General features: G+C 72.2%; 12 protein-coding genes. 10 read left to right on the top strand and 2 right to left on the bottom strand.

What is annotated here, in order from left to right; translation table 11 throughout:
• Nucleotides 1-139: 139 nt before the first annotated feature.
• The 6 genes from QEZ54_RS26500 (at nucleotide 140) to QEZ54_RS26475 (ending at nucleotide 4684) form a co-directional block, all read left to right on the top strand.
• Nucleotides 140-1135 (top strand): WYL domain-containing protein, encoded by a 996-nt coding sequence (locus QEZ54_RS26500; RefSeq protein WP_281307434.1) that lies wholly within the window; start codon nucleotides 140-142, stop codon nucleotides 1133-1135.
• Nucleotides 1132-2079 (top strand): YafY family protein, encoded by a 948-nt coding sequence (locus QEZ54_RS26495; protein ID WP_281307433.1) that lies wholly within the window; start codon nucleotides 1132-1134, stop codon nucleotides 2077-2079. Before QEZ54_RS26500 ends, QEZ54_RS26495 begins: the two co-directional genes overlap by 4 nt.
• 23 nt (nucleotides 2080-2102) lie before the next feature.
• Nucleotides 2103-2360, top strand: coding sequence for a hypothetical protein (locus QEZ54_RS26490; protein WP_281307432.1), 258 nt, complete (start codon nucleotides 2103-2105; stop codon nucleotides 2358-2360).
• A 152-nt stretch (nucleotides 2361-2512) separates the two neighbouring features.
• Nucleotides 2513-2788 carry a Sec-independent protein translocase subunit TatA gene (gene tatA / locus QEZ54_RS26485; RefSeq protein WP_281307431.1) on the top strand — a complete coding sequence of 92 codons (276 nt, stop codon included), beginning with the start codon at nucleotides 2513-2515 and terminating at the stop codon, nucleotides 2786-2788.
• A 22-nt stretch (nucleotides 2789-2810) separates the two neighbouring features.
• Entirely contained in the window at nucleotides 2811-3746 is a 936-nt protein-coding gene (tatC, locus tag QEZ54_RS26480; protein WP_281307430.1) for a twin-arginine translocase subunit TatC, read from the top strand.
• A 41-nt stretch (nucleotides 3747-3787) separates the two neighbouring features.
• Nucleotides 3788-4684, top strand: a complete 897-nt coding sequence (locus QEZ54_RS26475) for a diacylglycerol kinase (RefSeq protein ID WP_281307429.1) — start codon at nucleotides 3788-3790, stop codon at nucleotides 4682-4684.
• On the opposite strand, the gene QEZ54_RS26470 is transcribed toward QEZ54_RS26475, so the two are convergent.
• Together QEZ54_RS26470 and QEZ54_RS26465 are read right to left on the bottom strand one after the other, a co-directional pair.
• Entirely contained in the window at nucleotides 4668-5897 is a 1230-nt protein-coding gene (locus QEZ54_RS26470; RefSeq protein WP_281307428.1) for a cytochrome P450, read from the bottom strand. The genes QEZ54_RS26475 and QEZ54_RS26470 overlap by 17 nt on opposite strands.
• 290 nt (nucleotides 5898-6187) lie before the next feature.
• Nucleotides 6188-6946 carry an HAD-IA family hydrolase gene (locus QEZ54_RS26465; RefSeq protein WP_281307427.1) on the bottom strand — a complete coding sequence of 253 codons (759 nt, stop codon included), beginning with the start codon at nucleotides 6944-6946 and terminating at the stop codon, nucleotides 6188-6190.
• A gap of 124 nt (nucleotides 6947-7070) precedes the next feature.
• Between QEZ54_RS26465 and QEZ54_RS26460 the strand changes: the two genes are divergently transcribed.
• The 4 genes from QEZ54_RS26460 to QEZ54_RS26445 all read left to right on the top strand — a co-directional run bounded on the left by QEZ54_RS26460 (nucleotide 7071) and on the right by QEZ54_RS26445 (nucleotide 12255).
• On the top strand, nucleotides 7071-9854 hold the full coding sequence (locus QEZ54_RS26460) for a DEAD/DEAH box helicase (RefSeq protein ID WP_348650576.1): 2784 nt from the start codon (nucleotides 7071-7073) through the stop codon (nucleotides 9852-9854).
• 142 nt (nucleotides 9855-9996) lie between these two features.
• Entirely contained in the window at nucleotides 9997-10800 is an 804-nt protein-coding gene (locus QEZ54_RS26455) for an MHYT domain-containing protein (protein ID WP_281307426.1), read from the top strand.
• 26 nt (nucleotides 10801-10826) lie between these two features.
• Nucleotides 10827-11741: a 5'-3' exonuclease gene (locus tag QEZ54_RS26450; protein ID WP_281307425.1), complete on the top strand. Its 915-nt coding sequence runs from the start codon at nucleotides 10827-10829 to the stop codon at nucleotides 11739-11741.
• A gap of 37 nt (nucleotides 11742-11778) precedes the next feature.
• Nucleotides 11779-12255, top strand: coding sequence for a DUF6328 family protein (locus QEZ54_RS26445; RefSeq protein ID WP_281307424.1), 477 nt, complete (start codon nucleotides 11779-11781; stop codon nucleotides 12253-12255).
• Nucleotides 12256-12409: the final 154 nt, after the last annotated feature.

Here is a 12409-nt window from a genome sequence, read left to right as displayed (position 1 = left end):
ATTGTCGATCGTGCGGTGGTTGGTGGGGAGGAAACGCAGGGCTGCCAGGGGTATCGCGGTGACGTGGACCGATCGGGCGGCGTATCCGGCACGGCTGCCGGTTAACGCTGGAAGCCTTGGCGCTGCTAGCGTGGCGGGCGTGTCGCGCAGCCGAACCGAACGCCTGGTCAACCTCGTGATCTGCCTGCTGTCCACGCGCCGCTTCCTGACCGCGGCGCAGATCGCCGCGACCGTGCCCGGCTACGAGCACAACGCTGACGACGCCCGTGAGCACGAGGCGTTCCAGCGCAAGTTCGAGCGGGACAAGGCGGAGCTGCGCGCCCTGGGCGTGCCGTTGGAGACCGGCACCGCCAGCGTCTTCGACACCGAGCCCGGCTACCGCATCGCGCACCGCGACTACGCGCTGCCGGCGATCCCGCTCGCCCCGGACGAGGCCGCCGCCGTCGGCGTGGCCGCCCGGTTGTGGCGGCACGCGGGCCTGGCCGCCGCGGCCACCTCGGGCCTGGCCAAGCTGCGCGCGGGCGGCGTCGACGTCGACCCGCACGCGACGCTGGGCGTGGAGCCGGTGGTGGCGGTCGACGCCGCGTTCGAGCCGCTGACCGCCGCGGCGCGGGCCCGCCGCGAGGTCACCTTCCCCTACCGGGTGCCGGAGGACGACGCGCCGACCACCCGCCACCTGCAGCCCTGGGGCGTGGTGTGCTGGCGCGGCCGGTGGTACGTGGTGGGCCACGACACCGACCGGGACGCTCCGCGCTGCTTCCGGCTGTCGCGGATCGTCGGGCCCGTGCGCGGGGTCGGCGAGGAGCAGGCGTTCACCCCGCCCGCCGACCTCGACCTGATCAGCTACGTGGCGCGCTGGTCCGGCCCGGTGGAGCGCAACCGCACCACCAAGGTGCTGGTCGCGCCCGGTCGGGCTGCCGGGGTGCGCCGCTGGGCCGCCAACTGCACCCCGACGCCCGAGGGCGACGTGCTGGAGCTGCGCTACGCCGACGCGGACGGCTTCGCCGCCTGGCTGGTCGGCTACGGCGCGGACGTGAAGGTGCTGGAGCCCGCCGAGGTGCGCGAGGCGACCATCGCCCGCCTGCGCGAGATCGCGGGCGTGGCCGCGCCCCAGCTGGCGGAGGCCCTTCGATGACAAGTCCCAAGACTTCCGCCGACCGGCTGGCGCGGCTGCTGAACCTGGTGCCGTACCTGCTGGCGCGGCCCGGGATCGAGCTGGTCGAGGCCGCCGCGGACCTGGGCGTGTCGGAGAAGCAGCTGCGCGAGGACCTGGAGCTGCTGTGGGTGTGCGGGCTGCCGGGCTACGGCCCCGGCGACCTGATCGACATGTCCTTCGACGGTGACCGGGTCACCATCACCTACGACGCGGGCATCGACCGGCCGCTGCGGCTCACCCCGGACGAGGCGACCGCCCTGGTGGTGGCGCTGCGGATGCTGGCGGAGACGCCGGGGGTGGCCGACCGTGACGCGATCAACCGGGCGCTGGCCAAGATCGAGCAGGCGGCGGGGGAGCACGACGCCCCGGTCGCGGTGCGGCTGCCCGGCAACGACGACCGGCTCGCCGAGCTGCGCGCCGCCGTCGAGCGGGGCCGGGCGCTGCGGCTGAGCTACTACTCCGCGGCCCGCGACGTGTCCAGCGAGCGTGTGGTCGACCCGATGCGGCTGCTGTCGGTGTCGGGGCGGACGTACCTGGAGGCGTGGTGCCGGATGGCCGAGGGTGTGCGCCTCTTCCGGGCCGACCGCATCGACGCGCTCACCGAGCTCGACGAGGCGGCCGCGCCGCCGCCGCAGGCCCAGACCAGCGACGTCGCCGACGGGGTGTTCCAGCCGGATCCGGACGCGCCCACGGTGACGCTGCGGGTCGGCCGGGGCGGGCGGTGGATCACCGAGTACTACCCGTGCGAGTCGGTGGTCGAGGTGTCGCCGCAGGAGTGGCTGGTGTCGCTGCGGGTCAACGACCTGGACTGGGCACGCCGCCTGGTGCTCGGGCTCGGGCCGCAGGTCGAGGTCGTCGCCCCGAGCAGCGTGGCCGACGCGGTCCGGGCCAGCGCCGCGCAGGCGCTCGCCGCGTACGCGTAGGCGTTTGGCGCTAGGCTGCTGCTGTGGTGGCGTGGATCGTGGTGGCGGTGGTGCTGCTGAGCCTGCTGGGGCTGGCCCTGGTGGTGCGCGTGCTGCTGTGGCGGCTGGCCGGGCTCAAGGAGGCCCAGGCCGAGCTCCAGGCGGTGGCCGCGCGGGCCCAGCAGTTGGCCGAGGTGGCGCAGGGACTGGCCGCGCACGCCGATTCGCTGCGTATCCGCGCCGAGCTGGCGCAGGAGCGGATCGCGCTGATCAAGACAACGAAGCTCAAACCGGGTAGCTGAACCGGCCCACAGGGGTCACTGCAGAAACATGCAGCACCTGCCGTCCCGCGTTGACGCTGCTGAGAGTGGTGCTCGACACTTCACGTGCAGGCAGGTCGCTTCGGGCCGAGTACGATTGGTCCGGATCACCCCGACTTACTTTTGGAGTACCCATGTTCAGCGGCGCGCTCAAGGGCTGGCACATCCTCCTCGTGGTGGCAGTTCTGGTCCTTCTGTTCGGCTCGAAGAAGCTGCCCGACGCGGCTCGTTCGCTCGGCCGCTCGATGCGGATCCTCAAGGCCGAGACCAAGGCGCTGAGCGAAGAGGGCAAGGACGGCAAGGACGCGACGGCCGAGAAGGCCGACGCGCAGGTCACCACCCAGCAGCCGCTGGCCGACACCAAGCCTTCCGCGGCCCCGATCGTGGACCCGGTCCAGCGCCAGAACTGACACCCACCCCCGGGCGGAAGACGTGAAGAACCCCCTGGCACGTCGCGGGCCGTCCCAGCGCGAGCGCGCTGCGGACGGCTCGATGACTCTCATCGAGCACGTGCGTGAGCTGCGCAACCGGCTGTTCAAGGCCTGTCTGGGCATCATCGCCGGTCTCGTGGTCGGCATCTACTTCGCCGACGAGATCCAGAACTTCATCAACGCCCCCTACTGCGACTTCAAGTTGGAGCACGCGGCTGCGGGGACGCTGTGCCAGTTCAACTCGGTCTCGCCGGTCGACCCGTTCCTGCTCAACCTGAAGATCGGGCTGTACGCGGGCCTGATCATCGCGGCGCCGATCTGGCTGTACCAGCTGTGGGCCTTCGTGGCCCCGGGTCTGCACAAGCACGAGCGCAAGTACACGTACATGTTCACGGCGATCGCCGTGCCGCTGTTCTCCGCGGGCGCCTTCCTGGCGTTCTTCGTGGTGAGCAAGACGCTTGAGTTCTTCCTCAAGATGTCGCCGAACTACGACGTCAACGTCGATCTGACGGGCTACTTCGACTTCGTCACCGGCGTGATGATGCTGTTCGGGTTCGGGTTCGAGTTCCCGCTCGTGCTGCTCATGCTCAACGTGGCGGGGGTGCTCACCGGCAAGCGGATGCTCGGCTGGTGGCGCGTGGCGATCTTCCTGATGTTCCTGTTCGCCGCCATCGTCACCCCGACGCCGGACCCGTTCGGCATGACGGCGCTGGCCGGGGCCATGGCGATCCTGTACTTCATCGTCGTGGGCATCTCGATCCTCAACGACAAGCGGCGCAACCGCGGTCGGGCGAAGTATCTCGACACCGCCGACGACGAGACGTCTTCACTCGACGACTACGACACCGATAGCATCACCCCCGGCGAGCGGGTCGAGGCCGTCGCGCCGGTGACGTCCGCGGAGTCGCTGGAGCGCCGCTACGACGACATGACCTGACCGGTCATCCCCCCGCCGCGACCGTGAGGAGCGTGCCGGGGATGAGCGAAGAGGTAGTGGTACTGCGCAACCCCGGTGCCGGCAAAGGCCGGCACCGGGGTTCGCTGCCTTCGGTGCTGGAGCGGCTCGCCGCGGCCGGGCGCCCGGTGCGGGTGCTGGAGGCGGGCAGCGCGGAGCAGGCCGAGGCGGCGTGCCGCCGCGCGGTGGCCGAGGGGGCCGGTGCGCTGGTCGCGATCGGCGGCGACGGCACCGTGCACCTGGCCCAGCAGGCGGTCGCCGGCACCGGCGTGCCGCTGGGCGTGATCCCCGCCGGCACCGGCAACGACTTCGCCAACAGCGCGGGCCTGCCCGTCGACCTGTTCGCCGCCGCCGACGCGGTCGCCGCGGCGCTGCGCGAGTCGCGTACCAGAGCCCTGGACCTGGCCCGGCTCACCACCCCCGACGGGCAGATCCGCTGGTTCGGCGCGGTGCTCGCGGCCGGGTTCGACGCGATCGTCAACGAGCGCGGCAACCGGATGCGCTGGCCGCGCGGGCCGATCCGGTACGACATCGCGGTGCTGCTGGAGCTGGCCCGGCTGCGCGCCCGCCGCTACCAGGTCACCGTCGACGGGCAGGAGCGCGAACTCGACGCGATCCTGCTCGCGGTCGGCAACACCCCCCGCTACGGCGGCGGGATGCGCATCTGCCCCGACGCCGACCCCACCGACGGGCTGCTGGACATGGTCTGGGCCGAGCCGGTGCCGCGCACCACGCTGATCCGGATCAAGCCCCGGGTGTACTCGGGCACGCACGTCACCCACCCGAAGGTGCGCTCGCTGCGGGCCCGGAGCATCACCCTGGCCACCGACGACATCGTCTGCTACGCCGACGGCGAGCGCATCTGCCCGCTGCCGATCACGGTCGAGGCGGTGCCCGGGGCGGTCAGCCTGCTGGCTTGACCCCGTCGTAGGTCACCGGCAGGTGGATCGGCCCGCGCAGGACCGGACTCGGCCGGTACGGCGGCGGGTCCTCGACCAGCCGCAGGTTGGCCAGCCGCTGGGCGATCTGGACCAGCGCGAGCTGAGCCTCCAGCCGCGCCAGCGGGGCGCCGAAGCAGTAGTGCACGCCGCTGCCGAACGCCAGGTGCCGGTTGTTCGGCCGGTCGGGGTCGAAGACGTCGGGGTCGCGGACGTAGCCGGGGTCGCGGTTGCCCGCGGCCAGCACCAGCGTGATCGGTGCGCCCCTGGTGACGGTGGTGCCCGCCAGCTCGATGTCGGCCACGCTGGTGCGGCTGGGCACGAAGTGCACCGACGGCTCGTAGCGCAGCACCTCCTCCACCAGGCGGATGCTCAGCTCGGGTTCGTGGCGCAGCCGCTCCAGCCACCGCGGATGCCGCAGCAGCGTCAGCGTGCCGTTCGCGATCAGGTTGACGGTGGTCTCGTGCCCGGCGATGAGCAGCAGCACCAGCGACGCCATCAGCTCCGGGACCTCCAGGCGGCCGTCCGGGCCGTCGTCGGTGACGAAGCCGGACAGCATGTCGGGGCCGGGGTCCTGCCGCCGCTGCTGGGCCAGGCCGAACAGGTACATGCCGAGCTCGCGCATGGCGTCATTGCGCTTGGCGATCCGTTCCGGGGTGAGCTGGGCGATCGAGTCGACGATCGGCCCGACCCAGGCGCTGAAGCGCGGCTCGTCCTCGGCGGGCACGCCGAGCAGGCCGCAGATGACCGCCACCGGGAACGGGTACGCCAGATCGTCGACGATGTCGGCCTGGTGCCGCCCGGCGAAGCCGTCGACCAGGCGGGTGACGACCGCTTCCAGGTGCGGCTGCATGTCGGCGACGCGCGTCGGGCGGTGCGGCGGGCCGAACTGGCGGTTGACGATGCGCCGGATCCGGTCGTGGTCGGGCGGGTCCATCCGGATGAAGCTGGCGCCGATGCTGCCGGCGGTGTCGGTCGGCGGGGCCTGGTCGGCGTACTCGGGCAGCAGTTTCGTGGGGTCGGAGCTGATCCGCGGGTCGTGCAGCAGCGCCTCGATCTCGCGGTAGGTGCTGACCACGAACCGTCCGTCGGCCTCCCGGCGCACCGGCTGCTCGCGCAGCCGCCGGTAGAGCGGGTACGGGTCGGCGCGGTTGGCGAAGTCGAGGATGTCGGCGTAGATGCTCGGCTCGGTCATCGGGTGCTCCTGACCCGTGCGGGTGGTCGACCTTGTCTGGTCCCGAGCGTAGCCGCGACGGTCGGCGAGCCGCCGTGGAATGTCCCGACTCGCCCCGGTTTCGGCGGCCGCCCGCCCGCCCCGCCCTTGCATAAACGGTGGCCTATGCAGAGGAAGATGATCTATGAAATCTCCTCTGGATAGGCCACTGTCGATGCGAGTCACTTGGATAGGCCAGCGTTTATGCAAGGCGGGTGTGGTCGGTGCCGTCGGGGCGGCCGTGGGGCCGGGGTGGGGGAGCGTGGTGGTTGTCAGGTCGGGAGGGGGGAGACGGCCAGCGAGAGGGCTCGGTGCAGGCCGTTGGGGCGGCCGGCCGAGGCGGCCGGGACGATCAGCGCCGAGCAGCCGATCGAGACCGCGCCCGCGTCGGCCGGAGTGTCGCCGACCATGAGGGTGCGCTCGGGGTCGACCGCCAGCATCCCGCACGCCCGCAGGAAGATCTTCTGATCGGGCTTGATACACCCCACCTCGTACGACAGCACGACCGCGTCGCACAGCTCCGTCAGCCCCCACGCGTCCAGCAGCGGCCGGATGTCGAAGCCGATGTTGCTCACCACGGCCACCTTCACCCCGGCCGCGCGCAGCGCCGCCATGGTGGGCCGGGCGTCGGGGTAGGGCTGCCAGCCCTCCGCCACCAGGATCCGCTCGTAGACCGCCTCGGCCAGCCCGGGGATGTCGGTGGCGACGGTGGCGGCCAGGCCGAGGTACGCCTGGCGGTGGGCGTGCTCGTACAGGTCCCGGTCGGCCCACGCCTCGGCGAGCTGCGGCGGCACCCGCACGGGCTTGGCCACGCCGGGCAGGCCGCCCGCGGTGGCGATCCGGTCGGCGAGCACGGTGGCCCGGCCCCGGTCCAGGTCGGTGCCGCAGGCGGCCGCCGCGGCGGTCACCCAGGCCACGGGATCGACGGTCATCGCGAGAGTGCCGTGGAAGTCGAACAGCACCGCGTCGAGTCGACGCTGGCCGTCGATCCGGTCCTCGCGGGCGGCGGGCGTCGGTGCGGTGTCGGACACCCCCGCAGGATACCGACCTGGGGCGACCTTGCCGCCTCGCCGGGGGCGTGTCCTGGCCGCCGGAGGGCTCGCCGGGCGAAGTCGAGGGGAGAAGTCCCTTGAACGAGTCGGTAGCCTTTGCGGTATGACGCACCGCGCCGAGCGGCGACCTGGCTCAGGGTCCACCGCCCGACCTGCCCGACCCGCGAGCCCGCCCCCCGCCCATACGCCGGTTCCCGAACTGACGCCGCTGGTCGCCGAGTTCGCCGCGGGGCTGAGCTTCTCCCTCGACCCGTTCCAGATCACCGCCTGCGGGGCGCTGGAGCGGGGCAGCGGCGTGCTCGTCTGCGCCCCCACCGGCGCGGGCAAGACCGTGGTCGGCGAGTTCGCGGTGCACCTGGCCCTGCAGCAGGGGCGCAAGTGCTTCTACACGACGCCGATCAAGGCGCTGTCGAACCAGAAGTACCACGATCTGGTGCAGCGCTACGGCGCGGACAAGGTCGGCCTGCTGACCGGCGACAACTCCATCAACGGCGACGCGCCGGTGGTCGTGATGACCACCGAGGTGCTGCGCAACATGCTCTACGTCGGCTCGGCCGCGCTGGCCGGGCTGTCGTACGTGGTCATGGACGAGGTGCACTACCTCGCCGACCGGTTCCGGGGCGCGGTGTGGGAGGAGGTCATCATCCACCTGCCCGCCTCGGTGACGCTGGTGTCGCTGTCGGCGACCGTGTCCAACGCGGAGGAGTTCGCCGACTGGCTGGTGACCGTACGCGGGCGGACCGAGGTCGTGGTGAGTGAGCACCGGCCGGTGCCGCTGTGGCAGCACATGCTGGTCGGCAAGCGCATGTTCGACCTGTTCCACGACGCCGACGCGGCCAAGGCGCACGAGGTGCACCCGGAGCTGCTGCGGCACACCCGCGAGCAGCTGCGGCGGCTGGAGATGAGCGACGTGCGGCGCGGCCGGGGCCAGCGCCGGGGCCGCACGCCCGGCCCGCCGCGCCCCGAGATCGTGGACCGGCTGGACCGGGAGGGGCTGCTGCCCGCGATCATGTTCGTGTTCAGCCGGGCGGGCTGCGACGCGGCCGTGCAGCAGTGCCTGCAGGCCGGGCTGCGGCTGACCTCGCCGGAGGAGCGCGCCGAGATCCACGACCTGGTGGAGCGGCGCATCCACAACATCCCGACCGAGGACCTGTCCGCGCTGGGCTACTTCGACTGGCTGGACGGGCTGGAGCGCGGCCTGGCCGCCCACCACGCGGGCATGCTGCCGGTGTTCAAGGAGATCGTCGAGGAGCTGTTCGTCCGGGGCCTGGTCAAGGCGGTCTTCGCGACCGAGACGCTGGCGCTGGGCATCAACATGCCGGCCCGCTGCGTGGTGCTGGAGCGGCTGGTCAAGTACAACGGCGAGGCCCACGTGGACCTGACGCCGGGGGAGTACACGCAGCTCACCGGCCGGGCCGGGCGGCGCGGCATCGACGTGGAGGGCCACGCCGTGGTGGTGTGGTCGCCCGAGGTCGACCCGCGGCACGTGGCGGGCCTGGCCAGCACGCGGACGTACCCGCTGCGGTCGAGCTTCCGGCCGTCGTACAACATGGCCGTGAACCTGGTCGGGTCGGTCGGCGCCGCGCGCTCGCGCGACCTGCTGGAGTCGTCGTTCGCCCAGTTCCAGGCCGACCGCTCGGTGGTGGGCCTGGCCCGCCAGGTGCAGCGCAACGCCGAGGTGCTGTCGGTGTACGACACCGAGCTGGCCTGCGAGCACGGCGACTTCACCGAGTACTTCGCGCTGCGCGTGAAGATCGGCGAGCGGGAGAAGCAGCTGACCCGCAACAGCCAGCAGGAGCGCCGCGCCGCCGCCGTCGAATCGCTGGAGCAGCTCAAGATCGGTGACGTGATCCGCATCCCGAGCGGCCGCCGGGCGGGCCTGGCCATCGTGCTGGACCCGGGCATGGGCGGCTTCGGCGAGCCGCGCCCGGTCGTGCTGACCGAGGACCGCTGGGCCGGGCGCATCTCGGCGGGCGAGTTCTCCGGCCAGGTGGAGGTGCTGGGCAAGGTCCGGGTGCCGCGCCACTTCAACCACCGGGCCCCGGCCGAGCGCCGCGACCTGGCCGCGACGCTGCGCAACCTGGAGCTGACCCGGGGCGTCGCGGTGCGCCGCCGGGGCAGCGGCAGCGGCGCCAACGAGGACCGCGAGCTGCTCGCGCTGCGCAAGGCGATGCGGGCGCACCCGTGCCACGCCTGCCCGGAGCGCGAGGACCACGCCCGCTGGGCCGAGCGGCGCCAGCGCCTGTTCAAGGACACCGAGAGCCTGCGCGACAAGGTGGCCAACCGCACCGGCTCGCTGGCGCGCACCTTCGACCGCATCTGCGAGCTGCTGACCGAGCGCGGCTACCTCGGCGCCGACGGCGAGGTGACCGAGCCGGGCCGGATGCTGGCGCGGATCTGGACCGAGGCCGACCTGCTGGTGGCCGAGTGCCTGCGCACCGGCGTGTGGGAGGGGCTGCAGCCGCACGAGCTGGCCGCGGCCGTCTCGGTGATGCTGTACGAGGCCCGCCGCGACTCCGACGAGCAGGCCTCGGTGCCGCGCGGGGTGGTCGCCGAGGCGGTGGACGCCAGCCTGCGGACCTTCTTCCAGCTCGCCGCCGACGAGCGGCGGCTGGGGCTGGCCCAGACCCGGGAGCCGGATCTGGGCTTCGTCTGGCCCATGTACCGCTGGGCCAAGGGCGAGCCGCTGGCGAAGGTGCTCGCGAGCGGGCACAGCCTCGACGGGGACATGCCCGCGGGCGACTTCGTCCGATGGGCGAGACAGGTCATCGATCTTCTCGGTCAGATTGCCGACGCCCGGGGGGCGTCATCGTCCCTGCGTGAGACGGCGCGCACCGCGATGGACGCGGTCAATAGAGGGGTACTTGCCTATAACGCGGTCGTCTGACCGAGTTGCCACGGAGAACGTGAACGTTCATCATCTTGATGATCGGTACGCTGCGTTACCTTCCGGAGGGACCAGACCCATGGGCGACGTACACCATTTCACCTACGGCCTGGTCACACCCGGTGTGGCATATGCACTCTCCGTGTTGGGCTCGGTACTCGGCCTGATCTGCACGGCCCGCCTGCGTACCGCCGCCACCAACGGTCAGCGTTGGTGGTGGCTGTCGCTGGCGGCGTTCGCGCTGGGCGGCACCGGCATCTGGGCCATGCACTTCATGGCCATGCTCGGCTTCACCGTCAGCGGCACCCTGATCCGGTACGACATGATGCGCACCCTGATCAGCGCGGTCACCGCCGTCGTGGTCGTCGGCCTGGGCATCTACATCGCCGGGTTCGGCCGCACCAGCGGACCGCGCATCGTGACCGGCGGCCTGCTGACCGGGGTCGGCGTCGCGGGCATGCACTACACCGGCATGTTCGCGATGAACATGGACGGCATCGTCCACTACGACCAGAGCCTGGTCGTCGCGTCGCTGGTCATCGCCGTGGTCGCCGCCACGGTGGCGCTCTACTTCACCGTGAAGCTGTCCCGGCCGCTGGCCATCGCGGGCGCGGCGGTGCTGATGGGCGTGGCCGTCTGCGGCATGCACTACACCGGCATGGCCGCGATGTCGGTCGAGCTGACCCACCCCACGCTGACCGTGCCCGGCGCCACCGCCAGCACCCTGCTGGTGCCGATCGGCATGCTGGTGCTGCTGGTCATCGGCGGCCTGATCTACGCCATCGGCGCCGCCCCGTCGGAGGAGGACCTGGCCGCCCGCGCGTACTTGGACAAGATCCAGGCGGCGCGCGAGGAGGCCACCGCCGCCACCGCCGCGGCCGAGGCCGCCGCCGCGAAGAAGGGCACCCTGCGCCGCCCGACCGCGGTGCCGCCGCGCAAGAGCTGACATACCGCTGTGGCAGGCTGTGCCGTATGACGCCGCTGCTCGCTGTCGACGCGCCAAGCCTCTACTTCCGCGCCTTCCACGGCGTGCCCGCCGCCTCGGCGCTGGCACCCGACGGCAGCCCGGTCAACGCCGTGCGCGGCTTCCTCGACATGATCAGCACGCTGGTGAAGACGAGGAAGCCGGGCCGCCTGGTCTGCGCGCTGGACAACGACTGGCGGCCGCAGTGGCGGGTGGCGCTGATCGGGACGTACAAGACGCACCGGCTGGCCCCGGCCGGGGGCGAGGAGGTCCCCGACGCGCTGGTGCCGCAGGTCGAGCTGCTGCTGGAGGTGCTGGCCGCGGTCGGCATCGCGACCTACGGCGTGGACGGCAACGAGGCCGACGACGTGCTCGGCACGCTGGCCGCGACCATGCCCGGCCCGGTCGAGGTGGTCAGCGGCGACCGCGACCTGTTCCAGCTGGTCGACGACGCGCGCGGGGTGCGGCTGCTCTACGTCGGCCGGGGCGTGGCCAAGCTGGAGGACTGCGACGAGGCGGCGGTGCTTGCCAAGTACGCCGTGCCCGCCGCCGGCTACGCCGACTTCGCGGCCCTGCGCGGCGACCCGAGCGACGGGCTGCCCGGGGTCGCGGGCGTGGGGGAGAAGACCGCCGCGCGCCTGATCGAGCGGTACGGCTCCATTGACGCGATCATGGCCGCCGCAGCCGACCCGGGCAGCGACTTCGCCCCGGGGGTGCGCACCAAGCTGCTGGCCGCCACGGACTACCTGGCCGTGGCGCCGAAGGTGGTCCGGGTCGCCACCGACCTGGCGCTGCCGGACGTCGACCCGACCCTGCCCGCCGTCCCCCGCGACGCCGACCGGATGCTCGAGCTGGCCGAGCGCTGGAACCTGGCCGGGCCGTGCCGCCGCCTGGTCGACGCGCTGGCCGCTGCGGCGAACTGACGGTTAACCGGGCCGCCGCCCGGTTACATGTGGGGGTATGGCCGACGACGACAAGCGGGACGAGCCGCACGACCCGACCGGGCCCTGGCACCGGCGCTACGCCGAGCAGCTGCAGGAGCTCAAGGTCACCCAGACGGGTGTGCAGATCCTGTTCGCGTTCCTGCTGACCCTGCCGTTCCAGGCCGGGTTCGGCAAGATCACAGGCGCCGAGCGGCATCTGTACGTGTTCAGCTTCGTCACCGCCGCCCTGGCCGCCGCGCTGCTGATCGCCCCGGTCAGCTACCACCGGCTGCACTTCCGGCAGGGGGAGAAGCCGGAGATCGTGCGCGTGACGCACCTGCTGGCCCTGGCGGGCCTGGTGTTCGAGCTGCTGTCCATCGTCGGGTCGGTCTACCTGGTGCTCGACGTGGTGACCGGCTCCCGCTGGGCCGCGATCGGCGGCTCGCTCATCGCCCTGGTCTACATCTTCCTCTGGTACATCCTCCCCATGATCTACAAACCCAAGGAGGACTGACCCCGACCGCGCCTCGTCGGTGCGTGCAGTTTCAGGGAAAGTGCGCGAATCCTGGCCCTCTTTCGTGCAGTTTCCCCGAAACTGCAGCCGCCGACCGGCGGCGCGGCGGGTGGGCGGCGCGGCGGGTGGGCGGCGCGGCGGGTGGGCGGCGCGG

Source organism: Catellatospora sp. KI3, from assembly GCF_029948125.1.
Lineage (GTDB): Bacteria > Actinomycetota > Actinomycetes > Mycobacteriales > Micromonosporaceae > Catellatospora.
Note: the sequence above shows the minus strand (reverse complement) of the source record. Positions and strands in the feature narration are given on the sequence as shown.

What these genes read in the sequence shown, in the direction of transcription:
- QEZ54_RS26470 (WP_281307428.1), bottom strand. Translation starts at nt 5,897, where the DNA reads ATGACCGAGCCGAGCATCTACGCCGACATCCTCGACTTCGCCAACCGC.
- QEZ54_RS26495 (WP_281307433.1), top strand. Translation starts at nt 1,132, where the DNA reads ATGACAAGTCCCAAGACTTCCGCCGACCGGCTGGCGCGGCTGCTGAAC.
- QEZ54_RS26460 (WP_348650576.1), top strand. Translation starts at nt 7,071, where the DNA reads ATGACGCACCGCGCCGAGCGGCGACCTGGCTCAGGGTCCACCGCCCGA.
- QEZ54_RS26475 (WP_281307429.1), top strand. Translation starts at nt 3,788, where the DNA reads ATGAGCGAAGAGGTAGTGGTACTGCGCAACCCCGGTGCCGGCAAAGGC.
- QEZ54_RS26450 (WP_281307425.1), top strand. Translation starts at nt 10,827, where the DNA reads ATGACGCCGCTGCTCGCTGTCGACGCGCCAAGCCTCTACTTCCGCGCC.
- QEZ54_RS26445 (WP_281307424.1), top strand. Translation starts at nt 11,779, where the DNA reads ATGGCCGACGACGACAAGCGGGACGAGCCGCACGACCCGACCGGGCCC.
- tatA (WP_281307431.1), top strand. Translation starts at nt 2,513, where the DNA reads ATGTTCAGCGGCGCGCTCAAGGGCTGGCACATCCTCCTCGTGGTGGCA.